At 60.5% G+C, this 25,304-nt stretch carries 21 protein-coding genes and 2 tRNA genes; 18 read left to right on the top strand and 5 right to left on the bottom strand.

Annotated elements, in window-relative coordinates; genetic code table 11:
- Nucleotides 1–13: 13 nt before the first annotated feature.
- Entirely contained in the window at nt 14–1,417 is a 1,404-nt protein-coding gene (locus HMPREF3048_RS07625; RefSeq protein WP_070422981.1) for a YkvI family membrane protein, read from the bottom strand.
- Nucleotides 1,418–1,575: 158 nt separating this feature from the next.
- Between HMPREF3048_RS07625 and HMPREF3048_RS07620 the strand changes: the two genes are divergently transcribed.
- Nucleotides 1,576–2,445 carry a DoxX family protein gene (locus HMPREF3048_RS07620; protein WP_070452316.1) on the top strand — a complete coding sequence of 290 codons (870 nt, stop codon included), beginning with the start codon at nt 1,576–1,578 and terminating at the stop codon, nt 2,443–2,445.
- 18 nt (nt 2,446–2,463) lie between these two features.
- Here the strand turns inward: HMPREF3048_RS07620 and ilvD are convergent, their stop codons facing one another.
- Complete coding sequence (gene ilvD, locus HMPREF3048_RS07615; RefSeq protein WP_070771754.1) at nt 2,464–4,302, bottom strand: dihydroxy-acid dehydratase; 1,839 nt, start codon at nt 4,300–4,302, stop codon at nt 2,464–2,466.
- Between the two features lie 3 nt (nt 4,303–4,305).
- A complete protein-coding gene (locus tag HMPREF3048_RS07610; protein WP_070771753.1) occupies nt 4,306–4,851 on the bottom strand; it encodes a PH domain-containing protein in 546 nt (181 codons plus the stop codon).
- Between the two features lie 326 nt (nt 4,852–5,177).
- Here HMPREF3048_RS07610 and HMPREF3048_RS07605 point away from each other — a divergent pair, with 326 nt between their 5' ends.
- Genes HMPREF3048_RS07605 through ilvC form a run of 3 tightly spaced genes read left to right on the top strand, consistent with a single transcriptional unit; the run spans nt 5,178 to nt 8,591 of the window.
- Complete coding sequence (locus HMPREF3048_RS07605) at nt 5,178–6,977, top strand: acetolactate synthase large subunit (protein ID WP_070484259.1); 1,800 nt, start codon at nt 5,178–5,180, stop codon at nt 6,975–6,977.
- 2 nt (nt 6,978–6,979) lie between these two features.
- Nucleotides 6,980–7,498, top strand: coding sequence for an acetolactate synthase small subunit (gene ilvN / locus HMPREF3048_RS07600; RefSeq protein WP_070422976.1), 519 nt, complete (start codon nt 6,980–6,982; stop codon nt 7,496–7,498).
- Nucleotides 7,499–7,553: 55 nt separating this feature from the next.
- On the top strand, nt 7,554–8,591 hold the full coding sequence (ilvC, locus tag HMPREF3048_RS07595) for a ketol-acid reductoisomerase (RefSeq protein WP_083279502.1): 1,038 nt from the start codon (nt 7,554–7,556) through the stop codon (nt 8,589–8,591).
- 134 nt (nt 8,592–8,725) lie between these two features.
- Here the strand turns inward: ilvC and HMPREF3048_RS12100 are convergent, their stop codons facing one another.
- Entirely contained in the window at nt 8,726–9,211 is a 486-nt protein-coding gene (locus tag HMPREF3048_RS12100; protein WP_070484248.1) for a hypothetical protein, read from the bottom strand.
- 246 nt (nt 9,212–9,457) lie between these two features.
- Between HMPREF3048_RS12100 and HMPREF3048_RS07585 the strand changes: the two genes are divergently transcribed.
- The 8 genes from HMPREF3048_RS07585 (at nt 9,458) to HMPREF3048_RS07550 (ending at nt 18,955) form a co-directional block, all read left to right on the top strand.
- Nucleotides 9,458–10,369: a cation diffusion facilitator family transporter gene (locus HMPREF3048_RS07585; protein ID WP_070771790.1), complete on the top strand. Its 912-nt coding sequence runs from the start codon at nt 9,458–9,460 to the stop codon at nt 10,367–10,369.
- A gap of 21 nt (nt 10,370–10,390) precedes the next feature.
- A complete protein-coding gene (locus tag HMPREF3048_RS07580; RefSeq protein ID WP_070771752.1) occupies nt 10,391–12,157 on the top strand; it encodes a DUF262 domain-containing protein in 1,767 nt (588 codons plus the stop codon).
- Nucleotides 12,158–12,191: 34 nt separating this feature from the next.
- Complete coding sequence (locus tag HMPREF3048_RS07575) at nt 12,192–13,043, top strand: hypothetical protein (protein ID WP_070771751.1); 852 nt, start codon at nt 12,192–12,194, stop codon at nt 13,041–13,043.
- A 66-nt stretch (nt 13,044–13,109) separates the two neighbouring features.
- The gene (locus HMPREF3048_RS07570; RefSeq protein WP_070569316.1) at nt 13,110–14,126 is read left to right on the top strand and encodes a 3-isopropylmalate dehydrogenase; all 1,017 of its coding nucleotides are present in this window, start codon (nt 13,110–13,112) and stop codon (nt 14,124–14,126) included.
- 10 nt (nt 14,127–14,136) lie between these two features.
- Complete coding sequence (locus HMPREF3048_RS07565; protein WP_070771750.1) at nt 14,137–15,630, top strand: cell wall-binding repeat 2 family protein; 1,494 nt, start codon at nt 14,137–14,139, stop codon at nt 15,628–15,630.
- Between the two features lie 50 nt (nt 15,631–15,680).
- The gene (locus HMPREF3048_RS07560) at nt 15,681–17,543 is read left to right on the top strand and encodes a DUF294 nucleotidyltransferase-like domain-containing protein (protein WP_070771749.1); all 1,863 of its coding nucleotides are present in this window, start codon (nt 15,681–15,683) and stop codon (nt 17,541–17,543) included.
- Nucleotide 17,544: 1 nt separating this feature from the next.
- Nucleotides 17,545–18,108 (top strand): exonuclease domain-containing protein, encoded by a 564-nt coding sequence (locus HMPREF3048_RS07555; protein ID WP_070484230.1) that lies wholly within the window; start codon nt 17,545–17,547, stop codon nt 18,106–18,108.
- Nucleotides 18,109–18,163: 55 nt separating this feature from the next.
- Nucleotides 18,164–18,955 (top strand): fumarylacetoacetate hydrolase family protein, encoded by a 792-nt coding sequence (locus tag HMPREF3048_RS07550; RefSeq protein ID WP_083279509.1) that lies wholly within the window; start codon nt 18,164–18,166, stop codon nt 18,953–18,955.
- Between the two features lie 26 nt (nt 18,956–18,981).
- Here the strand turns inward: HMPREF3048_RS07550 and HMPREF3048_RS07545 are convergent, their stop codons facing one another.
- The gene (locus tag HMPREF3048_RS07545) at nt 18,982–20,121 is read right to left on the bottom strand and encodes an isochorismate synthase (protein WP_070484227.1); all 1,140 of its coding nucleotides are present in this window, start codon (nt 20,119–20,121) and stop codon (nt 18,982–18,984) included.
- 156 nt (nt 20,122–20,277) lie between these two features.
- Between HMPREF3048_RS07545 and HMPREF3048_RS07540 the strand changes: the two genes are divergently transcribed.
- The 6 genes from HMPREF3048_RS07540 to HMPREF3048_RS07515 all read left to right on the top strand — a co-directional run.
- On the top strand, nt 20,278–21,282 hold the full coding sequence (locus HMPREF3048_RS07540) for a CE1 family esterase (protein ID WP_083308071.1): 1,005 nt from the start codon (nt 20,278–20,280) through the stop codon (nt 21,280–21,282).
- 89 nt (nt 21,283–21,371) lie between these two features.
- Nucleotides 21,372–22,868: a glutamate--tRNA ligase gene (gene gltX / locus HMPREF3048_RS07535; protein WP_070771748.1), complete on the top strand. Its 1,497-nt coding sequence runs from the start codon at nt 21,372–21,374 to the stop codon at nt 22,866–22,868.
- Nucleotides 22,869–23,045: 177 nt separating this feature from the next.
- Nucleotides 23,046–23,117, top strand: a tRNA-Gln gene (locus tag HMPREF3048_RS07530).
- Nucleotides 23,118–23,147: 30 nt separating this feature from the next.
- A tRNA-Glu gene (locus HMPREF3048_RS07525) sits at nt 23,148–23,220 on the top strand.
- A gap of 174 nt (nt 23,221–23,394) precedes the next feature.
- A complete protein-coding gene (locus HMPREF3048_RS07520) occupies nt 23,395–24,564 on the top strand; it encodes an alpha/beta hydrolase (protein WP_070771747.1) in 1,170 nt (389 codons plus the stop codon).
- 34 nt (nt 24,565–24,598) lie between these two features.
- Nucleotides 24,599–25,304: alpha/beta hydrolase-fold protein (locus HMPREF3048_RS07515; RefSeq protein WP_246818874.1), on the top strand; the 706-nt coding region annotated here is incomplete at its 3' end.

Genomic DNA, 25,304 nt, shown 5'->3' with positions numbered 1-25,304 from the left:
TCGTCAAGCAGTGCTACTTGTTTTGAGGCTTGACGGCCGGGAACTCGCCAGTCTTGTACATCTCCTCGTAGGACTTCCAGTGGATTTCGTCGCCCGGGGTATCGGGTGCGCCCTCGTAGGACTCAGACTCCGGATCGAGCGCAGGCACGTCCGCGATATCGAATTCGCTGGAAGAGTCCGCGTGCAGATCCGCAGCAACCTCTTCCTGGACGGACTGCCACAGGTCTTGGCCGCCCATGTGGGAATCGCCGGTGAGCTCGTCGACTTCGTTGCGCTCGGCGCGGGTCAGCGGCTCGCCTTCCGGATCGAGCGCGGTCTCGGCAAGCTCTGCAAGACGCTCGCGGCGTCCCGTCTCCTCCTGGATGTTCTTGCGGTCGCGGAACCAAGCCACACCCATAGCAATGCCAAGGGCAAGACCGAGGTAGCCCAGAACCGGGTAAACCCAACCAAGCAGGTCAGCGAAGCCAATGAAGGACAGGGCGTAGCCGACGAGAACCGCCGCGAAGTAGTACGGGCGGAACTTGCCCGGCTTGTCGTGGCTGAGGCGACGACCGCTGGCGTAGAACATGCCGACGGCGGTGTTGTAAATCATCAGGTAGATGACAATGGAGACGAACACGCCCACTGCCGGGTGCATGTTGTCGAAGACCATCAGTAGCGGCATGTCTGCGTCCATCACGTCTGCCATGTTGCAGAACAGAATGAACGTGAGGATCAGCAGCAAGACAGCGAACATAATGCCGCCCAGCAGGCCACCCTTACCGGCCTGTGCAGGGTTCATGTGGGAGCCAGCAAAGACGAGCATCATGGAAACGTCCATGATCATGACCAGGGTTGCGTAGTTCAACGCGGTGATCAGCCAGTTACCAAACGTGCCTGATGCGCTTTGGTTCTGCTGTGCAATCTCGTTGATGTATCCGAAGTCGGACGGGATGTTCGTCAGTGTGATCACAAACGCGGCGAGCAGGCAGATGATCAGCAGCGGCGTGATGAAGGAGAAAACGTTCGTGAGCCTGTCGATGTCAAGAAGACCGGACAGGAGCAGCAGCACAACCATGATGGTCGATCCGGCCCAAGTTGGCAGGCCGAATTGTTGCTCGAGGTTCGCGCCAGCACCGGCGACCATGACGAAGCCGATGCAGAACAGCGTGAACACGGTGGTGATGTCCATGTATTTAGCAATCCACGGACGCGAGACACTCTTGAACACGGCACTGTGGTCATCGGCCATGTAGTAGGAACCGAGCTGGTAGACCCAACCACTGAAAATTGCGATCGCGGCACCTGCGATGGCGGCGCCGATGATGCCCTTGTAGCCAAAGGCAAGGAAGTATTGGATGACTTCCTGCCCGGAGGCAAAACCAGCGCCGACAGTCAGGCCCACGAGCGCGAGGGCGACTTTGAGCGTTTTACTCATCGATAAACAATCCTTATATAAATTTGCGTAAAAGATTTAGAGCGCGTAGCAGGGTAACACCATTACACGGGCTTGGCTAACTAGGTTTGTTGACATCGGTGCAGCGCACCCCGGCGAGTTGACAAATCACAGCGAAGTTTTCGCCTAAGTTGTAGGCCATGGCTAAAAATCCACGCGATCTCACACCCGACGATCTGAACAACCTGGAAAACGTCGCTGACGTGCCAGAATACAAGGGGGATGCTGCGACGGAGATTTTTCCGCAGACTTCCCAGACGGGCGACGAGGTGCGCCTGAGTGCCGATAAGGCAGCACAAGCCTCTGCGCCGTCCGCAGGCTCTACTGCGGTCCCCTCGGCGTCTGCATACTCATCCGACCCGGCACCGGTGACATCCGCGTTCATCCGTGAATCTGAAACCATCGCACCGGCAGCCCCCGCAACCTATGCGGAGGAGCCGGTCGAGCCGGTTGCGGTGGATCCGGCACCGGTTGCAGTAGAGGAGGAAGACGCCCGCCGTGGCACGACTGATTTCGGCTTGCTGCTGCTGCGTCTGTTCCTCGGCGCGTACCTGATTATTGATTCCGTCGCAGTGTTCTTCCGACTCGGCGGCAACGACGGTATCGCCGGCCTAGAAAATGCATTCGCCAACTACCCGTACGGCAACGGCCTGGCTGTTGTTGTTCCCACCCTCGAACTCACGGCCGGCGTGTTCTTGGTCCTTGGTCTGCTCGGACCGATTGCGGCAGCTGTGGCGATCGCCGTCACCGGCTTTTTGGCGCTGCACGCATTCAACGGTCAGACGGACGGCTTCAACGTCTTCGCCTGGACGCCGGAAACGTGGGTGCCGGTCATGCTGCTGGCAGTGTCTCTCGCAGTGCAGTTCACAGGCCCAGGCCGCTACGGTATCGACGCCTCGCGCGGTTGGGCGAAGCGTCCGCTGGCATCGTCCTGGATCTGCGCCATTGTGGGTCTTGCCGCAGCAGGTGCGGCGTGGTGGTTCGGCACCGGGATTAACCCGTTTGCCTAAACCACACGCACGCTGCGTTTAGTCCACTTGGCGGACGGCGCCCTTGTCGGCGCTGGTTGCCATCTTGGCGTATGCACGCAAAGCCTTCGAAACCTCGCGGACACGGTTCGGTGTCCAGGGGTTGTCGGAGGCTTCCATAGCTTCACGGCGCTTTTCCAACTCTGCTTCCGGCACATCCAGCTTCAGTTCGCGGTTGGACACGGAGATGGCGATGGTGTCGCCGTTTTCGATGAGGCCGATCAGGCCGCCTGCGGCAGCTTCGGGGGAGATGTGGCCAATGGACAGACCGGAGGTGCCTCCGGAGAAGCGACCGTCGGTGATCAGTGCGCACTTCTTGCCCAGGCCAGCGCCTTTGAGGAATGACGTCGGGTGGAGCATTTCCTGCATGCCCGGTCCACCTGCTGGGCCCTCGTAGCGGATGACCACAACCTCGCCTTCGAGCACCTCGCGGTTGAGGATCATGGACACAGCTTGCTCTTGCGAATCGACGACGCGTGCTGGACCGGTGAACTCCCATAAGCCTTCTTCGACGCCTGCGGTTTTCAGGATGGCGCCGTCCGGGGCTAGGTTGCCGCGCAAGACGACAAGGCCGCCGTCGGAGGTAAACGGGTGCTCGACGTCGTGGATGACGCCATTTTTCGCATCCGTATCCAGGCTTTCCCAGCGCGCGCTTTGTGAGAATGCCTTCGTGGTGCGCTCACCGCCCGGTGCGGCGTGGAAGAGCTCGAGCGCTTCCTCGGTAGCGCTTCCGCCGCGGATGTCCCAGTCTGCGAGCCATTGGCTTAGCGACGAGTACGTGATCGAATGCACATCATCATGCAGCAATCCAGCGCGGTGGAGCTCACCCAGGATGGCTGGGATGCCACCTGCGCGATGGACATCCTCGACGTGTGCCTCACCGTTCGGGGCAACCTTGGACAGGCAGGGGATCTTGTGTGACAGATCGTCGATATCTGCCAGGTCGAAGTCGATTTCACCTTCTTGGGCTGCGGCCAGGATGTGCAGGATGGTGTTGGTGGAACCACCCATTGCCATGTCGAGCGCCATGGCGTTGCGGAATGCATGGACGTTGGCCACGTTGCGGGGTAGGACGGATTCGTCGCCCTGGCCGTAGTAGCGCTCGCAAAGGTCCATGATGGTCTGGCCAGCGCGCTCGAAGAGTTCGCGGCGTGCGGTGTGGGTTGCCAGGGTGGTGCCGTTGCCCGGCAGTGACAAGCCAAGTGCTTCGGTGAGGCAGTTCATGGAGTTAGCGGTGAACATGCCGGAGCAGGAACCACAGGTGGGGCAGGCGTTGTTGGCGATACTGTCGAGCTCGTCGTCGCTGACGTCGTTGTTAGCGGAAAGCGCGATGGCGTCGATGAGATCGGACTTCGGCTTAGTCACACCGCCGACAGAAAACGCCTTGCCGGCCTCCATCGGGCCACCGGAGACGAAGACGGCGGGGATGTTCAGACGCATTGCGGCGTTGAGCATGCCTGGGGTGATCTTGTCGCAGTTGGAGATACACACCATGGCATCCACGGTGTGGGCGTTGACCATGTACTCCACCGAGTCGGTGATGATCTCGCGCGAGGGCAACGAGTACAGCATGCCGGAGTGGCCCATGGCGATGCCGTCGTCGACCGCGATGGTGTTGAACTCCTTGGGTACGCCGCCTGCGGCGCGGACAGCGTCGGCCACGATGTCACCAACATGTTTCAGGTGAACGTGGCCAGGCACGAACTGCGTGTAGGAGTTCACGATGGCAACGATGGGTTTGCCAAACTCGTGCTCGCCGGTGCCTGTAGCGCGCCACAGGGCACGGGCTCCGGCTGCTTGGCGGCCAACGGTGGTGACACGTGAGCGAAGGGGGATCACGGTTTACTCCTTAGGTTCGTTCGCGGACGGGCGAGGTCCCGGCAGATCGGGGTGTTCTGCGAGGTAGGCATCGTATTCCTCGCGGGTAAGCAGGATGCGGTCGCCGTCTTTATCAATGATTTCGTACTTGCCGTCTGCTGCTTGCTCGGCGGATGCAATGACGTCTGTAATTCGTCCTCCGGATGCCTCGGCGAGCGCGGGCAATGAGTTGAACGTTACGCCAGGCAGGGGATACTCGGTGCCGCTTTTTGCAGCGACGCGTGCGGAAGTTCCCTTGAAAGCGATGCCGGCCAGGTCTTCCCAAGGAAGAAAGGCATTTTTGCGAACGAGGTAACGGGTTTTAATTCCTTTGTTATCCACTGTGGTGGAGGAGCAGAGTACCCATGCGAGCCACACAATGGGGATAAGAAGGAGCCAAATGAGATATTTCGGCGCCCACATGATGCCCATGAGTGCGATGCCGGTTGCGAGCACGATGGCGAGGATGTGCTCACGGGTTGGTTTAAACACTTTTTGGGTGGTCGGGGACGTTCCCTGTGTGGCTGTCATACCCCGGCATGCTAGTCATGTTGATGCCGGGGGAAGTAACGGGATGCGCCGGGGTGTCGTCGATACGCGTGATTTCTGTGAATAAAAATGCGCGAGGGGTGGGCTGGCTCACTATTGTCATGTACGTGATCAATCAGCGACTTGTAATTATTGTACCCACGCGGCGCTTGCCGTAGCGGGTTCGTTTTACACGCCGCAGACACAAGCGCCCTCGAGAGCACACCGCTCGCCGGGGGCTTTTATTTTTAGGTAATTCGAACACAAGGAGTGCAACGGTGGCAGGTTCACAACCATCCCCGTCGACGGAGAGCAATGGACCGGAGCGGATGAAAGGCGCGGACGCGGTCGTTCGCAGCCTGGAGGAGCTTGGCACGGAAATTGTGTTCGGCCTTCCGGGTGGCGCGGTGCTTCCGCTTTACGACGCCCTGTATCGGGCAACGAAACTACGCCACGTGTTGGTGCGCCACGAGCAAGGTGCGGGCCATGCAGCAGAGGGATACGCGGTGGCCTCGGGAAGGGTCGGCGTTTGCATTGCTACGTCTGGTCCCGGTGCGACGAACTTGGTAACACCGATCGCGGACGCTTACCTGGACTCGGTGCCGATGGTGGCGATCACGGGCCAGGTTGGCTCGTCGCTTTTGGGTACCGATGCGTTCCAGGAGGCGGACATCCGCGGCATCACGATGCCGATTACAAAGCACAACTTCATGGTGACCGACCCGGAGCAGATCCCGTTCGCGCTTGCGGCGGCGTTTCATATTGCCTCGACCGGCCGTCCAGGCCCAGTGCTCGTGGACATCCCGAAGGATGTGCAGAACGCGGAGATTGAGTTTAAGTGGCCGCCGAAGATCGATTTGGCTGGCTACAAGCCGAACACGAAGCCGCACAACCGTCAGATTGCCCAGGCAGCGAAGCTGATTTCTCAGGCGAAGCGTCCGGTGCTTTACATCGGTGGCGGTGTTGTGAAGGCGAATGCGAACAAGCAGCTGCTCGAGTTTGTTGAGGCGACCGGGATCCCTGTGGCTACGACTTTGATGGCGCTCGGAGCGTTCCCGCAGTCGCACCCGCTGTACCTGGGTATGCCGGGTATGCACGGTTCGGTACCGGCAGTGGGTTCCTTCCAGGAATCCGACTTGCTCATCGCTGTTGGCACGCGTTTCGACGACCGCGTGACCGGCGATACCGATACGTTTGCGCCGCACGCCAAGGTCATTCACGCTGACATCGACCCTGCAGAGGTGGGCAAGATCCGCGCGGTGGACGTTCCAATCGTTGGCGATGCCAAGCGTGTGCTGTCGGAACTGACCGATTACTTTGAGGAATCCGGAAAGGCCAAGGCGCCGTCGATTGAGCCGTGGATTGAGCGTCTGCAGGATCTGAAGCGTCGTTTCCCGCGCGGTTATGACAAGAACGAGGACGGCACGCTCGCTCCGCAGTTTGTGATCGAGACGCTGTCCAAGGCCGCCGGGCCGGACGCAATTTACTGCTCTGGTGTGGGCCAGCACCAGATGTGGTCTGCGCAGTTTGTGGACTTTGAAACGCCGCGCCACTGGATCAACTCTGGTGGTGCTGGCACGATGGGCTTTTCCATTCCGGCTGCGCTCGGTGCGAAGGCAGCGCACCCGGATGCAGAGGTGTGGGCGATCGACGGCGATGGTTGTTTCCAGATGACCAACCAGGAGATCACCACCGCTGCGCTCGAAGGCTTTCCGATCAAGGTTGCACTGATTAATAACGGCAACCTGGGCATGGTGCGTCAGTGGCAGACGCTGTTCTACGACGGCAATTACTCTCACACGAAGTTGGGTGGGGAAACCTACGTTCCGGACTTTGTGCAGTTGTCGGAGGCGCTCGGCGCGGTTGCGTTCCGGGTGTCGAAGGAAGAAGACGTGCTGCCGACGATCCAACGTGCGCGTGAGATCAACGATCGCCCGGTGGTCATTGAGTTCATCGTGGGCGAGGACGCGCAGGTGTGGCCGATGATCTCTGCGGGCTCGTCGAATAGTGACATTGAGTATGCGCGCGGAATGCGCCCGTTCTTCGATGATGAGGAGTCGGCTGCGGAGTCGCCGCAGGCAATCAGCGAGGCCATCGAGACCGCTGCGGCGGAGCAGGAAGGGAACTAACAATGACACAACCAGATGCAATCACTCGCCACACGCTTTCAGTGCTGGTTGAGGACGTTGACGGAATTATCACCCGTGTTACCGCCCTGTTTACCCGTCGCGGGTACAACCTGGTCTCGCTCGTTTCGGCGAAGACGTCGAAAGAGGGCGTGAACCGGTTGACGGTGGTGGTCGATGCAACGGAGCGTTCTGTCGAGCAGATCGTCAAACAGCTCTACAAGCTGATCCAGGTGCTTAAGGTGCAGCAGCTTGACGACGACACCACGGTCGGCCGCCAGCTGCTGCTGGTCAAGGTCAACGCGGACAATCAAACACGTCCGCAGGTGGTGGACGCTGCCAACCTGTTCCGAGCGCGCGTGATCGATGTTGCGGTGGACTCTGTTGTTATTGAGGCCACCGGTGAGTCACCGAAGTTGAAGGCGTTTTTGGACGTCATGGATACGTTCGGTATCCGCGAGCTTGCCCGATCAGGCACGGTAGCGCTGACGCGTGGCGCTAAAACTTTGGCTCCATTGGACTAAAAACACCCACAAACTGAGGCGGCTGTGTCATAATGTGAAACGCCCGTCTCACAGAATGAAGAAAGAAGCGAGAACTATGGCTATTGAAGTGCTTTACGACCAAGACGCAGACCTGTCCCTGATCCAGGGCAAGAAGGTTGCAATCATCGGCTACGGCTCCCAGGGTCACGCGCACGCTCAGAACCTGCGCGAGTCCGGCGTCGAGGTGGTTGTTGGCCTTCGCGACGGCTCCAAGTCCGCAGAAAAGGCCCGCGAGGCCGGCTTTGATGTGAAGACGAATGCTGAGGCAGCTGCATGGGCTGACGTGATCATGCTGCTCGCCCCGGATACCTCCCAGGCCAAGATCTTCGAAGAGGACATCGAGCCGAACCTGAAGGACGGCGACGCCCTGTTCTTCGGGCATGGTCTGAACATCCATTTCGGCCTGATCAAGCCGGCAGACAACATCACCGTCGGCATGGTTGCCCCGAAGGGTCCGGGCCACCTGGTGCGTCGCACCTTCGCCGACGGCAAGGGTGTGCCGTGCCTGATCGCCGTGGAGCAGGATCCGCAGGGCAACGGCCGTGAGCTTGCGCTGTCCTACGCTGCCGCAATCGGTGGCGCACGCGCTGGCGTTATCCCGACCACCTTCGAGGCCGAGACTGTCACCGACCTGTTCGGTGAGCAGGCAGTGCTCTGTGGTGGCCTCGAGGACCTGATCATGACCGGCTTCGACGTCTTGGTCGAGGCTGGCTACGAGCCGGAGATGGCGTATTTCGAGTGCCTCCACGAGATGAAGCTGATCGTCGACCTGATCTACGAAGGCGGCATTGCCAACATGAACTACTCCGTGTCTGACACGGCAGAGTTTGGCGGTTACCTCTCTGGTCCGCGTGTCATCGACGCCTCGGCGAAGGATCGTATGCGCGACATCCTGAAGGATATCCAGGACGGCACCTTTACCAAGCGCCTCGTCGCCAACGTTGAGGGTGGCAACAAGGAGCTCGAGGGTCTGCGCGACAAGGTTGCACAGCACCCGATTGAGAAGACCGGTGCAGAGCTTCGCGACATGATGAGCTGGGTGAAGAACCCGCTTACCGACACTGCCCGCTAATTCGGCAGGTAAACGTAGCCCTCGGATCAATGTGATTCGAGGGCTTTGTCGTGCTTCTCCCGCACAAGCCCGCACGGCAGAGCAAACCCCGCGCCCGGAGAGTGGGTGCGGGGTAGTCGGATCGCGCCGAATAATTAGTTGGTGGCCGGTGCGTCAGCCGGAGCCTCCTCCTGGGCGCCTTCCGGTGCGATGGAGTCGATGACCTCCTCGACGACGTTTGTCGTCTCGGTCGCGGTAGCGTCGGCCTCGTTGGCGTCAGTGTTGGCGTCCCCAGCGGCGTCCTCGGCCGGTGCGGTTTCGGTAACGGTGCCGTCTTCGACCGTGGTGGTCTCGTTAACAACCTCGGTGGCTGCAGTCGTGGTGGAGGTGTCTACGGTGGCGTCGCCCTCGGTGTCGTCGCCGGTAAACAGGTTCCACAGCAAGGCCAAAAGCAGGAGTGCTGCCAGAATGCCCAGGAGCCACTTCCACCATCCGCCGCCACCGTTATCGTCGTCAGTCACTGCAGTGGAGCCAGCAGCCGGACGCGCCGGTGCGGTGGTCGAAGCCTCAGGGGTAGTGCGCTCGACGCGAACATCCTCGGTCGGGTCGTTCGGGTTTTGATTCGGGTTCGGGGTAGTCATTTGCTAATTCCTTTCGTTATTACTTATCCGCGCCGCTCGGGGCGGATTCATGGTGAACCGCCCGTGACGTGCTCGGATATGCGAACGGTCGCCCACTGTAACAAAGTATGACGATTTGGCTCGGCAGGATTTCGCCCCGGGGAGGCGCGAAGGATTCGTTTCTCCTCGTGAGCGCTGCGGAAAGCATCCCGGCAGCGATTTTCAATAAATTGTCATTAACGTGTTGGTGTTCCTATGGTTGTCGTTATGCACAACCATTCAGATCACGCTCATCATGATCATGCTCATGGCGCACGTGTTGACGCGCCGACGAAGGCGATCGGCGCTGCACTTGCCGTTACCGCAACGGTCTTTGTTGCGGAGTTGGTCGGAGGTGTGATTTCGGGATCGGTCGCGCTGCTTGCGGATGCGATGCACATGTTGTCGGACGCGGCCGGGCTGATCATTGCGATGGCGGCGGTGCTCGTCGGTAAGCGTGCAGCCACGTCATACGCGACCTACGGCTACCGCCGTGTCGAGGTGCTCGCGGCGATGATTAATGCCGCGACAGTGCTGGCAGTCTCCGTCTGGATTGCAATCGAGGCCTTGCGCAGGCTGCGGGATCCAGCCCCGATTGATACGGGTCCGATGATGATCATCGCCGCGATCGGCCTTGCGGCGAACGCGTTGTCGGCGTGGATTTTGTACTCCCAGCAAAAGGAGTCGATCAACGTACGCGGTGCATACCTCCACGTGTTGGTGGATATGTTCGGGTCTATCGCCGTGCTGGGGGCCGGCGCAATTGTCGCGTTGACCGGCTTTACTGCGGCTGACCCCATTGCGTCGTTGCTGATCGCGAGCCTGATTGTTCCTCGTGCGTGGAAACTCATGGCGGAGTCGGTGGGTGTGATGCTGGAGCGTGTGCCCGAAGGGTTTGACGCCGAGGAAGTCGAGGCTGAGTTACGTGCACTGCCTGGGGTGAGGGATTTGCATGACCTGCACTTGTGGTCGCTTGACGGGGTGTCGGTGATTGCAACGGTTCACATTGTGGCGGCGGAAGGAGAAGACCGCGATCAGTTGCTGGATCGGGTTCAGGCGGAGTTGCACCGGCTGGGTGTGGAGCATGCGACAGTGCAAATTGAGCTGCCAGAGCACATCGAGCACGAGACGGTGTGCTGATTCTGTCCTACGCTAAGGCATATGGGCTTTACTACGCCGAGCTATTCGCTCAAGGATCTATTTTCCCGCGCTGAGCGCGGCGAGCTGCAGCTGCCTGATTTTCAGCGCTCATACCTGTGGGACGTGGATCGGGTGCGCACGTTGGTCACCTCCGTGCTGCGTGGCTACCCGGTCGGTTCTTTCCTCGCGCTCGATACTCGCAACGCGGAGCAGCGTTTTAAACCACGCCCGCTTGAGGGGGTGAATGTTGCTGGAGTGGAACCGGGCCTGTTGCTTCTCGACGGCCAACAGCGCCTCACGTCGCTCTTTCACGCATTTAAGGGTGATGGGGAGGTGAGCACGGTGGACTATCTTGGGCGACCGATTTCCCGGAAGTTCATGGTGGACGTACGAGCGGCGGTGGCACACACGCCGATGCCGGTGGAAGCCGTGTTTGCTGTCGATGGGGAAGGGAATGTCCGATCCCACTTTGGGCCGGACATTCCAGGTGGCATCCGAAATCGCGATGACATGATCGAGCACGCTGTGATGCCGGTTTCGATGTTGCTCTGGAAAGAGGGCAACGATCTCCTCGTCGATATGGCGGCACATGCACAACACGACGAGGTGCGTACTGCCGTGAAGCGATTTATCAATGCGGTGATGCGTGAGCTGCCTGCGTACGACATTCCAATGATCCGCCTGGACCGCGATACTGCACAAGAGGGAGTGGGGCAGATCTTTGCGTTTGCTAACTCGGCAGGTGTGCAGATGGATGTGTTCGAGCTCCTTACCGCGACATATGCAACCCAAGACCCGACGTTCGACTTGGCTAGCCACTGGGAAGAACTCGCAGCCCAGTTTGATTGCTATGACGTGCTCAAGGGCATCGGCCGTGTGGAATTCCTGCGTGCACTGTCACTGTTGCTGACCAGTCGGCAGGGGCCTGCTTTGGGCCACCGTGGTGACATCCTCAACATCACGATCGAGGATTACCGTGCACATGCCGATGAGATGACCCGCGGGTTCGTTGCGGTCGCCCAGTTCCTGCAGGAGCGACGTATCGTCGCTGCGGATCAAGTCCCTTACCCTGCGCAACTCATCCCGCTCGCGGTTATGCTTGCGCGCCTGGCCGAACGTCCCGAACTTGCAGGAAAGAAGGAAGTCGGTGACAGGCTCAACCGTTGGTTCTGGTGCGGCGTGTTCGGTGAGCTTTATGCCGCGCACGCGCCGACAATCCGCATCGGCGTAGACGTCTCTGAAGTCATCCCGTGGGTCTGCGGAGAGACCGACGCCGAGCCACGTACGGTCGCCGATGCACGTTTCCACGAATCCCGTCTCTATACCGCAACCGCGGACAGTGGGATCTACCGTGGGCTGTATTCGTTACTGATGGCACGCGGCGCGCGTGACTGGCGCACTGGAGAGCACTTCGACAAATCCACAGTGGCCGAACTGAAACCTCGCTTCGGCCAGATCTTCCCGTGGGAGTACCTGCGCGAATTCGGTGTCGACGAGCAGCTGGCCGACAGCGTGCTCAACCGCACGCCGATGGGCCGTCGTACCGAGGTCGTCATTGAGCAAAACGAGCCGAAACGCTACCTGCCCAGGCTGCAGTCCAAGTCGCTGCTTGACGACGATGACTTTGACGCCCTGCTCGAAAGCCACGAAGTCGACCCAGAAGCACTGCTGACATCTAACTGGGAGCGATTTATCGCTGATCGTCGTGAACGGTTCATCGGCATGATTGAATACGCGATGGATCGCAACGTTCTCAGCGACGAAGGATTGCGCGACGACGCAGAATAGGAACAGCACAGGGGAGAGACACGAAGGAGGACCGGTGAAGTATTTCGGGTACGCATCGCTTGCCGTGCTATCGGCGGGCGTACTGCTCGCCGCATGCACTCCGGATGTCCAACTTGGCCCTTACGATCGCGCCCGTAGCGTCAACGTCGCAGGGCATGTCTCCAAAACGTTTGAGCCTCACCCGGTGGTGCTCGACGACCCACTTGGCATGGAAACCGCGAAGTTGTTCTTCCCGCGCTCCGAAACGCTCGTGCTTTCCGACGACACCCCGGAGGCGCAACTTCGCGCAGCCTCCATCGCAGTGACCGCACATGCCCCGATGATGGTCTACGACGGAGCACGCCACGCCGAATACGTCTCCATGATCGCCGACATGCACACGGTGACCGTCTTAACTGTCGGTGATGTCGCTATGGCTCCCGCATCTGGTGCAGTACGTATCCGACGCGACCCCGGCGGGATGCGCGCGCTCGGCGAGATGACTTCGCTGCGCTTCGTTGAACGCACTATCGATGACCCTGCTGACAGTGCCCGCGCAGTCGCCGAACTCAACGGTAACGATCCCACTTGGCTACGTGCTACCTGGGCAGATCCCGTGGCTAAACCCGGCGCCCAAGCGCAACCGTTTCCCGTCCAATCGCGCCGGGATGCGCATATGTCGCCGAAGGTGGTGGCCACGTGGCAGTCGTCGATACCCGCGATTGCGAATGCGAGGAGTTACGGTGCCGCGGTGGAGATCGTGCCGCTGCCGGATCCGCGGAAAGCGGAAGCGACGTTGTTCGCCATGGCGGGGCTTTCTGATAAGTCGCTTATTGCGCTGGGGGCGCAATTCGGCTCGAGTGAGGAGTTGGCGTTTCGTATCCGTCAGTCGGAGCGGAATCGTTAAACCCAAGCGCTAAGGAGTGCTAATGTGGGCGCCAGAGTCTACACAGTGAGAAAGGTGTCCCAGAATATGAAAATCGCGGTGATTGCTGGCGACGGTATCGGCCAAGAAGTTATGGCGGAGGGGCTCAAGGTCCTCAATGCTGTGCGCGATGACGTCGAGACCACCGAATATGACCTCGGAGCGCGCCGCTACCTGCGCAACGGCGAGCTGCTGACGGACGAGGACTTGGAAAGCCTCGCCGAACACGATGCGATTCTGCTCGGCGCGATCGGCGACCCGGCGCGCGTGCCTGCGGGTGTGCTCGAGCGCGGCCTGCTGCTGCCGCTGCGTTTCAAGTTGGACCATTACGTTAATCTGCGGCCGTCGAAGCTCTACCCATCGTCGACGAGCCCGCTCGCAAACCCTGGTGAGATCGACTTTGTTGTGGTCCGTGAAGGTACCGAGGGGCTCTATGCTGGTAACGGCGGTACCTTGCGTCAGGGCACCCCGCACGAAGTTGCTTCCGAGGTTTCTCAGAACACGTATTTCGGCGCTGAGCGTGTTGCTCGGTACGCGTTTGAGTTGGCAATGACGCGCCGCAAGAAGGTCACGCTCGTGCACAAGACCAACGTGCTGGTCAACGCAGGTGGCTTGTGGCAGCGCGTGGTCGACGAGTTGTCGCAGGAGTTCCCGGAGGTCGAGGTGGACTACAACCACATCGATGCTGCAACGATTTACATGGTGCAGGACCCGTCGCGCTACGACGTGATTGTCACCGACAACCTTTTCGGCGACATCCTGACTGACCTGGCAGGTGCGGTTGCGGGCGGTGTGGGGCTGGCGTGCTCCGGCAACATCAATGCTGCACGTGAGTTCCCATCCATGTTCGAACCGGTGCACGGCTCTGCACCGGATATCGCGGGCCAGGGGATTGCTGATCCCACGGCAATGATTCTGTCTGTGGCGATGATGCTGCGCTTCCTTGGCGACGACACCAACGCCGCCCGCATCGAAGAAGCAGTCGAGCGCGACGTGACCCAACGTGGAGACACGCCGGTGCGTACCACCGAGGTAGGTGAGCGCATCGTCGACGCCCTCGCGTAGGGTCGAGCGCATGGTTTCTTCCCGGAAGATCACACGTGCGTCCCTTGCCATTTTCTGTGTTTCTGCGCTTGCCCTGACTGGCTGCGGCGCAGGCGACGGAGGACTCGGTGGGGGCTCTCAGTCCGATGCTGGCGCCAAGAACGCCCTTGCCACCGATGGTGACGAGGTGGTTCAGGACGCCGACGGCACGGGTGTGGAAGTCTCGCAGCGCTTCTTCGAGTCGTCGGACACGGTGGTGGTCTCCGCGAAGGATCGCGATCAGCAGCTTCGGGCTGCCGCGATTGCAGTGGAACTAGGTGCGCCGCTTCTGGTGCGCCTCGATGGCACCGACGCCGCGATTGATGCTGAGGTTGAACGCCTTGGCGCGTCCCGGGTAATTGAGGTTCCGGGCGATGACGACGCGGTAGCAGCGACTGAACCGGTCGTAGCCGAGCGTGCCGAAGAAGATGTGGCGGCGATTGCGGCACTCGAGGCAAAGAACCCGCGTGGCTTGCAGATGCCGCCAGTGTTTGCCACGGCGGTCTCCTCGCGTGCGTCGGTGGCCACAGCTCGCGCAGCAGGTGCGGATGTGCAGGTGTTGGCGGCTGCGGACCCGCGGGCGTCGTCGCAAAGCATGCGCGATGTTATGGAACAGGACGTGCTCGCGCTTGGCCGCCAGTGGGGCTCGAACGAGAACTTCCGTGCGCGTGCAGCACTCGCCGCCAATGGTGAACTGCCTGGTGGCGGCGGACTGGTGTTCCCAGGCCGGCGCATGATTGCGCTCTACGGCCATCCGTACGGCCCAGAGCTCGGAGTGATGGGGGAGCAGGACCCTGCCGCAGCAGTTGAACTGGCGAAGCAATACGCCTCCTGGTACGAGCCGCTGGAGGATCAGCCGATCATTCCTGCCTTCGAGGTCATTGCGTCGGTGGCATCGGAATTCCCGGGCGATGACGGTAACTACTCCAACGAGACGCCGATGGAAGATATCGCCCCGTATGTGGATGCCATCGTGGACGCAGGTGGTTACGCCGTAATCGACCTGCAGCCGGGCCAAGGCAACTTCTTGGAGCAGGCGAAGATCTACGAGGAGCTGCTCAAGCGACCGAACGTTGGTTTGGCACTTGATGCGGAATGGAAGCTAAACCCTGGTGAGCAGCCGCTTTCGCGTATCGGTAGCGCAACCGCAGCCGAAATCAATGAGGTCGCCGACTGGCTTGCAGCGCTTGTCCGCGACAACAACCTGCCACAGAAGGCATTGATTCTGCACCAGTTCCAGGTTGGAATGTACCCGGACCGCGAAAACATTGTCACCGGGCAGCCGGAACTGGCATGGATCCTTCACGCGGACGGTCATGGGCTGCCGGAGCAGAAGTTCGACACGTGGAACATCCTGCGTCAGGGGTTGGACCCGAATTACTTCATGGCGTGGAAGAACTTTATCGACGAGGATTCTCCCATGTTTACTCCGGAGCAGACCTATGCCGACGTGAATCCTCGCCCGTGGTTTGTGAGCTACCAGTAGTTTTCCAAAAATTCGCCGTGTGGGGGTCGTGCTCACGCTAGGCTTCGGGCATGAGCGTGGAATTGGACGAGGTCTACGGCTTCCTGGCCCAGCACGAGCCGTTTTCAAGCCTCCCTGAAGAGAAGATCCGGGCCCTGCCCGCACAGATGGGGATCACCTATGTGCGCCGCGGTCAAGTCGTTGTGGATCTCGGCCAGCCCAACGACACGCTGTACATCATTCGCTCGGGTGCGATTGACATCGTCAGCGATGACAACTTGCTGCTGGACCGTCGCGATACAGGCCTGAACTTCGGCTACTCCACGCTGGTAGGTCCGCGTGAATCGCAGTATGTGATGGAAGCGGTGGAAGACAGCGTGTTGCTCATGCTGCCGCGCGAGGTGTTCACAGGCCTGCTCGATGCGCATCCTGAGCTGCACAGGTTCTTTGAATCGGCGTCTCGTCGTCTCAAAGTGGCAGCGGAAGAGGTGCGTGATGGGGGGACGGCGAGTGTGCTGCGTACGCCCATTGCGCATATTGTCGACGGCCGCCCTGCCGTCACCTGTGACGCAACTGCACCAATCGCGCACGCTGCCGGTGTGATGAACGAGCACGATGCGAGTTGCCTCGTCGTCGTCGGAGGTGAGCAGATCGGCATCCTCACAGACAAGGACATGCGTTCTCGCGTTGTCGCAGCGCAAGTGGACCCGTCACGGCCTATTGCACATGTGATGTCCTCACCAGTGCGCACCATCCCGGAAACAGCGTTGGTGTTCGAGGCGATGCTCGCGATGAGCGAGTTGGGGATCCACCACCTGCCGGTTGAAGGCGCCGGAGGTGTGTGCGGTGTGCTGACCTCATTCGACATCATGCGCCTGCTGCAAGCAGACCCGATCTACTTGGCAGCAGATGTGCAGCAGAGTACGTACGAGGAGCTCGAGGGAGCCTACGATGCCGCGGCAAACGTGGCTGTGCGGTTCTTTGAGCGAGGCGCGTCCGCTGCTGAGACACAGCGCCTGCTGACATCGATTGCGGATTCCATCGCTCGCCGTCTAGGCGAGCTAGCGGAGGAGAAGCTGGGGCCAGCACCGGTGCCGTACGCCTTTGTCGCGGTAGGCAGTCAGGCTCGCGCGGAGATGGGGCCAGCCTCCGACCAAGACAACGCGTTGGTCCTCGCGGACAGTTACGACGAAGAAACCCATGGGGAGTACTTCGCCGCGCTGACACAGTTTGTCTGCGAAGGTCTCGCGCATGCAGGTCAGGCGTTATGCCCGGGGGAGATGATGGCGTCGAACCCAAAGTGGCGCATGACGCAGTCGCAGTGGTCGCGCATGTTCCACACTTGGGTCACTGCACCTGATCCGAACGCGTTGCTGCACGCGCAGGTATTTTTCGATTTCCGCGCGATCTTCGGCTCAGGCGAGGGGTGGCGCTCGCTGGCTGATGAGGTGCATGAGGCGGCGTTGTCGTCGGCGCGCGGGTCGCGCCGTCTACATACACACTTGGCAGCTCTGGCTACGTTCCGAGAGCCTCCAGTGGGCTTTTTCCGTGGCTTCGTGCTTGAGCGCGACGGCGAGTATGCGAACACGCTAGACATCAAACGCGGTGGTACTGCCGCTGTGGTGCAGATGGCTCGGTTGTACTCCATCGTGGCCGGTGTCAGTGCGGTGGATACGCCTACACGCCTGCGTGCCTCTGCCGGCGAGGCGGTATCGACGAAGGGAGCGTCGGATCTGGCAGACGCTTACGAGTACCTTTCGGACCTTGTCATGAAACACCAGTCGCAGCAGGTGCGCGCCGGGGAGGAGCCGAACTACCGCATTGATCCGAAGCAGTTGCAATCCCTGGATCGGGCCGCGTTGCGCGATGCGTTCGGTGTGATCAAGTCGCTGCAGAACGCGCTGGCGTCGAAGTACCCGACGCGGGCGGTGTGAGATGTTCTTTCGACCGAAAGCGCGGGTGCTTAACGACGACGCCCTGCTGGCCGTCGACGTCGAAACCACCGGACTCAAGCCGGAGAAGCATGAGATGGTCTCCATCGGTTGGGTTCCCGTCGACGGCCGTGTGATCGATCTATCACAGGCACAGTACTTCGTTCTCGCAGGTGCCCAAGTTGGCGATACTGTGACGCTTCACGGGGTGACTGACGATGATATTGCGAACAAAGGCGTCGTCGCTGCCGAAGTACTCGACGCGTTTGATCGTGCCCTTGAAGGACGCAAGTTGTTGGCCCATTTTGCGCAGATGGAGCTAGGTTTCGTCGCAAAGCTGCAAAAAGATGTCAAGGGCAAGCGATGGGGCCTGCGCGAGAGCGAGGTAGTGGATACCTTCGCGATGGAGCGGCGACACATGGAGCGCATGGGTACGTATCCGCGCGGCGAGGACCTCAGGCTTGCGCGCGTGCGACAGCGCTACAATTTGCCCGACTACGCGAACCACAACGCGCTTACCGACGCGATCGCGTGCGCGGAGTTGTACCTGGCGCTGAGCGCGCAGTAGACGTCAGTGAATCCCAAATGCGCCACAATGACAGTGGGGTTGTATGCTCGATCACATGCGTTTTGGACGAATTGCAACACCTGAAGGAATGACGTTCGCCGTTATCGACGATGCGGGAACGACCGCAAAGGCGATCAAGGGCACGCCGTTTAGTGCGCCGGAGTACACCGGCAAAGAATACGACCTTGACCAGGTGAGGTTGCTTGCACCGACGCTACCGTCGAAGATCGTCGCTGTGGGACGCAACTACGCGGACCACGTAGCTGAGGTGTTCAAGCAATCCGCCGAGCACCTGCCGCCGACAATCTTTATCAAGCCGTCGACCGCCGTGATTGGCCCTGGTGCCGCTATTAAGATCCCGGAGTTCGCCACAGGCGTCGAGTTTGAGGGCGAGCTGGCGCTCGTCGTTGGCGTTCCATGCAAAAACGTCAAGGCTGAGGACTGGAAGTCTGTGATCCGTGGCGTGACCATCATCAACGATGTCTCCTCGCGTGACCTCCAGTTCGCGGACGGTCAGTGGGCGCGCGCCAAGGGCATGGACACCTTCGGTCCGCTCGGTCCTTGGATTGAGACGGACCTGGATAAGTTCGACTTTGCCAACCTGCCGATCAAGGCGCACCACACCCACGACGGTAAAACGGAGACCAAGCAGGACTCCAACTCGAACCAGATGATCAAGTCGGTTGGAGAGATGGTGGAGTGGGTCTCCCAGTCCTTTACTCTGCTGCCGGGCGATGTCATTGCAACCGGTTCGCCGGCGGGTACCGCAGAGATGGTTCCGGGCGACTACATCGAGGTTGAGATCCCAGGTATCGGCAAACTGGGCAACCCCGTCGAGCGCGCCTAGAACGCAGGCTCGCTTTTGGGCCGTGTTTACAGGCCCAGCGCGCGCATGATCGTGCGCAGTTTGGCTGAAGTCTCGTCGAGTTCGGCCTGTGGGTCGGAGTCTGCGGTGAGCCCGCCACCGGCCCAGGCGCGGGCGTGTGTGCCGTCGCCGTTGACCTCCGCACAACGGATGGCAACCATGTATTCGCCATCACCTGCGGCATCGGTATATCCGACCGCGCCGGCGTAGAAACCGCGATCCGATTCGGCGGTGGTAATCAGGGCTTCTGCGGCGGCGGGTGGGGTGCCGCACACAGCAGGGGTGGGGTAGAGACGCATTGCCAGATCCAGCGCTGTTGGTGCCGGTTCCTTCAACGTGCCGCTAATCGGTGTGGCAAGGTGCCACATCTCGCTGGTCTTTTCTAGGATTGGGCGCTCTGAAATCTGCAGGTCAGAGCAAAGTGGCTCGAGGACCTCGCGGATGTGCTCGACAACGAAGCGGTGTTCGTCGAAATCCTTTTGCGACGACGCCAGTGCCTCCGCTGCGGCGCGGTCCGCCGCCGGATCGTGCGGTACACGTGCTGCCGAACCTGCAAGGGGATAGGAGGTCACCTTGTTGCCACGGCGGCGCACCAGGACTTCGGGGGAGGAGCCGACTAGGAAATGTCCCGTGCGGCCAGATGGGGTGAGGTCCGCGATGAAACCGTCGTGCGTGTAGGACAGATCGATCAGCCTGGCCGCGACGAGGCGTGGATCAACGGGCGGGTCGAAGGCGATGTCTACCGCACGGGCAAGCACAACCTTGTCCAACAGGGAGTTGCGGATAGTACCCACTGCGGCCTCAACGCGTCGAAGATGTTCCTCGGGGGAAGGGTCGACGTCGATAAGCGTTGCGTGAAGGCGAGAACCTGCGCCAATCCGGTAATACGGGTGCGGCTCTAGCGGGCCTGGCTCCCGAATGATGTGCTCTGGCACAGTGAGCGCCGCTGGGCAGTCCTGGTCAAAGGGGAGCGCACCTACAACCATTTCCACCTCGCCGCGCTCTAGCGCGTTGTTCGCTTCCCAGGCGTCGCTAAACGTGCGGGTGGCGCCTTGAGTGCGGACCGATCCTTCTGCGCGCGAAAGGAGAAAATCGGGCGCAGTGTCGGGGCGGCCGGATGGAGGGCCGGCAAGCGGGTTGACGGACATGGGCAAACACTCTAACCGGCTACGCTCGAAGACGCCTCGTCGGATCAGTTGCTTCGGATATACCCCAGGTTTATTGTTGCCTGTGTGAAAAATGGTAACAATGTGGCAGTTGGTGCGAAACGGGTTGGGCGGATCCGTAAAGCACTGGCAGGAAGCGTGGCAACGCTCATGATCGCCGCTGGGGTGGTCACTCCTGTCCCTGCACAGGCGCAAGACTTGTCTTCGCAGGCGAATCAGGCAGTTACAAACGCGGTCAACCAGGCAAATGCTGAGTGGAACAAGTTTGTCCAGATGGCCAACGACTCCCTGCCGCAAGGCTCATCGTTGCCGATCAACCCAGTTCCCGCCCCGCAAATTCCCGCGCCGAATCTCCCCGGTGCGTGGGCGCCCCAAGCGCCGGCGCCGGTGGCGAACGGGGCCAACGGCGAGGTCCGTGTAGCGGGACGAAGCTACCTCGTCTGGGTGCCGCGAGGGTACAACCCTGCACGTCCCACCCCGGTGATGGTGGGGTACTCCGCATATCAGGATTCCACGGAGAATTTTCGTAACTATTCACGCCTGCGTGAATCATCTGTCGGCCGCGACGCGATCATCGTTTACCCGCGCGCGATCGGAGCATCGTGGGAGGGATCCGCAACCGCAGCGACACGTCCAGGCCAAGACATCGCCTTTGTCCGCGCAATGATCAACGACGTCCAGCGCTACTACAACATCGATCGACGCCGGATCTACGCCACCGGCATGTCCACCGGTGGCGGCATGGCCGCAGTCTCCGCCTGCCACATGGCGGACTTGTTTGCTGGCGTTGCTGGCGTGTCCGGCGCGTACTACGCCCCGGTGAACCGTGGCTGCCAGAACCTGCCGGTCGCGTTCATGGCCATTCACGGCACCAACGACACACTCACCCCGTACCACGGCACTACTCGACGAGGCCAGCAAGTGCTGCCGGTGCCGGAGCTGTTTAAATCCTACGAGCGCCGCAACGGGTGCTTCGGGGGAGTCGATTCGCGCCCGGCAGGCAACAATGCGACTCGGGTGTCGTCGCGAAACTGCCGCAAGGGCGTGGAAGTGATCAAGGTGCATGGCTCGAACCACTTCTGGTGGTACTCGCCGTCTGCAGCAGACGAAATGTGGCGCTTCCTCATGCGCAACCCGAAGTAACGCGATATGTTGCTGGATCCTGGGCGGTGAGCGCCGGGGGTGGTTGGGCGTCGACAAGCGCAATGCATATGGCGCGCTACGATTGCCCCATGACTGAAAACCCCAATATGCGCGTTCGCTTTTGCCCGTCGCCGACCGGAACCCCACACGTGGGCATGGTCCGCACCGCCCTGTTCAACTGGGCGCAAGCCAAGCACTCCGGAGGCAAGTTCGTGTTCCGTATCGAGGACACGGATGCCGCCCGTGACTCCGAGGAGAGCTACCAGGCGATTATTGAGTCGCTCGAGTGGCTCGGCCTTGGCTGGGATGAAGGTATCAACGTCGGTGGCCCGCACGAGCCGTACCGTCAGTCGCAGCGCTCTGACATCTACGCCGATGTGCTGAACAAGCTCATCGAGGCCGGCGAGGTCTACCCGGCGTACTCCACCAACGAAGAGGTCCAGGAGCGTCACAAGGCCGCAGGCCGCGACCCGCAGCTGGGCTACGACAACTTTGACCGTGACCTCACTCAGGAACAGATCGATGCTTTTGAGGCCGAAGGCCGCAAGCCGGTCTGGCGCCTTCGCATGCCGGACCAGGATTGGACCTGGAACGACCTTGTGCGCGGTGAGGTCACCTTCAAGTCCGAAACCCAGCCAGACTACGTTGTCGCCCGCTCTAACGGTGCGCCGCTGTACACGCTGGTCAATCCTGTTGACGACGCGCTCATGGGTATTACCCACGTCCTGCGCGGTGAGGACCTGCTGTCCTCCACGCCACGTCAGCTCGCGCTTTACGAGGCGCTGAAGCGTATCGGTATTACGGATTTCACCCCCGAGTTCGGCCACCTGCCGTTCGTGATGGGCCAGGGCAACAAGAAGCTTTCCAAGCGTGACCCGGAATCCAACCTGTTTAACCACCGCGACAACGGCATCATCCCGGAGGGCATGATCAACTACCTCGCGCTGCTGGGCTGGTCGCTTTCTGCGGATCAGGACATCTTCTCTGTCGACGAGTTTGTCAAGGCCTTCGACGTCTCGGACGTGCTGGGTAACCCGGCCCGCTTCGACCAGAAGAAGCTTGAAGCAATCAACGCCGACCACATTCGCCTGCTTGAGCCGGAAGACTTCCGAAACCGCCTGCGCGAGTACTTCACCGAGTACACCGACTTCCCAGCGGATTACCCGGAAGACAAGTTCACCATGGCGGCGGATCTCGTGCAGACCCGTATCAAGGTGCTCTCCGATGCGTACGACCTGCTGAAGTTCCTTGTCATCGCGGACGATGACTTGGTGCTGGACGAGAAGAGTGCAAAGAAGAACCTCAAAGACACCGCCGTCGAGCCTTTGGATGCCGGTATTGCAGCGCTTGAGGCGATCGGTGAGGGGGAGTGGACCACCGAGAACATCGAAGCAGCGCTGAACAAGGCGCTGATCGAGGACCTCGAGCTCAAGCCGCGTGTCGCATTCGGCGCCCTGCGCGTGGGCACCACTGGTGCCGCGGTGTCCCCGCCGCTGTTCGAGTCCATGGACCTGCTTGGCCGTGAGTCCACGCTGAAGCGTCTCAAAGCTGCCCGCGCCGTTACGCCGTACCAGGCTGCAGAGTAGGAGCGCTACGGAGTAGGAACTACAACGCTGTTGTTTTCGTACGTTTAGGCCACCGCGTTTCTATGCGGTGGCCTGCGGATTTGGTACACATAGCGATTCATGGTTATAGTACTCCATGTTGTTCAGGCAGACAGCGCGGAACGGAAACGGAAAGCGCAGGTCAGAACTGAAAAACAATGGCCTATGGTGTAATTGGCAACACTACGGTTTCTGGTACCGTCATTCTAGGTTCGAGTCCTGGTAGGCCAGCTGCAGAGCAATTGCGTTCTGTGTCCTAATGCCCCGTTCGTCTAGCGGCCTAGGACGTCGCCCTCTCACGGCGGTAACACGGGTTCAAATCCCGTACGGGGTACAAGAAGAAAACCTCCGATCTGGTTCGCCAGGTCGGAGGTTTTCGCGTTCGAGTCTTCCCGGCAGGTACCTTGTGTCTATGTTGTGGTTGTTGCCGTCGTTTCTAAGTGGCAGAGCGCGTCAAACTGGCTCAAGCGTGATCGACGCGCTCAGCGTTCCAGTAGCGGCGTCTAGCTTGTTTTCCACGATTCCGTTGCTTGCGGTGCCGGCACTGTTTCTCACGACGCTCGGCGGGGGAGTATTCGGCTCGTCCATGTACGAAGGCTCCAGCGTCGGCGGCTCATCCGGAGGGTCCAGTTCGTACCAGCTGAGCGATACGTTCCCAGACCCGGACGCGCGTCCGGCCGAGTTGAAGTCCCTAACGCACATCGAAAACGACGTCTACGAGGTCGTCGTCTATTCGCACGCCATGGGCAAAGAAGTGAAAAACGAGGTGATTCTTCCCGGCGGTCCTGACAACGACACCCCGCGCCCGACCTTCTACCTTCTTATGGGGGCCGACGGTGCCGCGAACGGATGGTCGTGGCGTAATTCTTCGGACTACCAGGAGTTTTTCCAGGACAAGTTGGTCAACGTGGTTACACCGATTGGGTCGGTGTCCTCGATGCAGGCTGACTGGTATCGCGAAGATAAAGCAACAGGGCGAAACAAGTGGCTGACATACCTGACCAAAGAGCTGCCGCCGCTTATCGACGAGCACTTCCACGGCACCGGCCACGACGCCATCGCCGGCATTTCCATGTCCGGAGGGCCCGCGCTGAACATCGCGTCCATCGCGCCGGAGCGCTTTGCCGCCGCGGCCTCCTACTCGGGGTGCCCGGCCACAACCGGGATGCTGGGGGACACCTACGTGCGTGAAGCGCTGAAGATGAATGGCGCTGATCCGAAGAAGATGTGGGGCATGTCGAGCGACCCGGCCTGGCGGGCGCATTCGCCGGTGTTGAACCTGGATGCATTGCGGGACACTGCGCTGTTTATCGCCGCTGCCCAGGGGGTACCTGGCGCGATCGATGCGTCGAAGACATCATCGGAGCGCATTGGCCCGCCTGTGACCATTGAGGCGGCATCCTATGCGTGCTCTGCCTATTTCGCCGACAAAGCCAAGCGGGCAGGCTTGGATGTGGAGTGGTACCCACAGGTGGAGGGCACACATAGTTGGGGGCTTTTTGAAAAGTCCATGCGTGAGAGCTGGCGCGTTATCGGTCCGGCGTTGAATGTGGAGCCGTTTGAGCGCGAAACACCGGTGACAAAGTCGCCGCTGCCAAGCGAAGCGCCACAACCTTTGGGGCAGCGCGGCTCGTCAGGCTCGTCAGGCTCGTCAGAATCGTCAGGGTCGAGTTCGTGACAGCTGTTGGGCTACAGTTTGGCGTGTGAAACCAATGATTCGTCGCGGTGTGGCCCTGTGTGCAGCCACTACGTCAGTGAGCTTGCTCGTCGCCACGCCAGCACCGGCGGTGGAATCACGTGAGAGCCTTGGGCTCGTCGAAAAGCAAGAAGCACCTGGATGGACGGGATCATCGCTGATCAACGGCTTCCGTCAGATTGGGCCGGATACTCCGCCGCTAGCAATACCGATCATCCTGATCGGCGCGATGATGAGCGGTATTTTCGGCCACCTGCTGTTCGGACGCTTTGTGTTCGAGGGCAGCTCCCGGGCGGCACAGTCACTTGGCTCGAGCACGGTGGTGGACCAAACGTTCCCGGATCCGGACGCGCCGCCTGCGCAGTTCCGCAAACTGGAGCACTTGCAGGACAACGTGTGGGTGCTCACGGTCTACTCGCCATCGATGCGCCGCGAGATTGAAAACGAAATCATCTTGCCGGAAGGCGGGCCTGAGAACACCGATCCGCGCCCGACGTTCTACCTTCTGGGCGGCGCAGGTGGTGGAATGGTGACCCCGTGGTGGAAAGATGGTCGCGCTTCTGAGTTCTTCGCAGACAAGCACATCAATGTGGTCACTCCGCGCGGCTCTATCGGCTCGCAGCAGGCCGACTGGGCTGGAACGCACGACAAGCACGGCAGTTACAAGTGGACGACGTATCTGACCAAGGAGCTGCCGCCGCTTATCGACGAGCACTTCCACG

This window comes from Corynebacterium sp. HMSC075D04 (genome assembly GCF_001815635.1).
GTDB lineage: Bacteria > Actinomycetota > Actinomycetes > Mycobacteriales > Mycobacteriaceae > Corynebacterium > Corynebacterium coyleae.
This window is presented reverse-complemented; position numbering and strand designations above follow the sequence as displayed.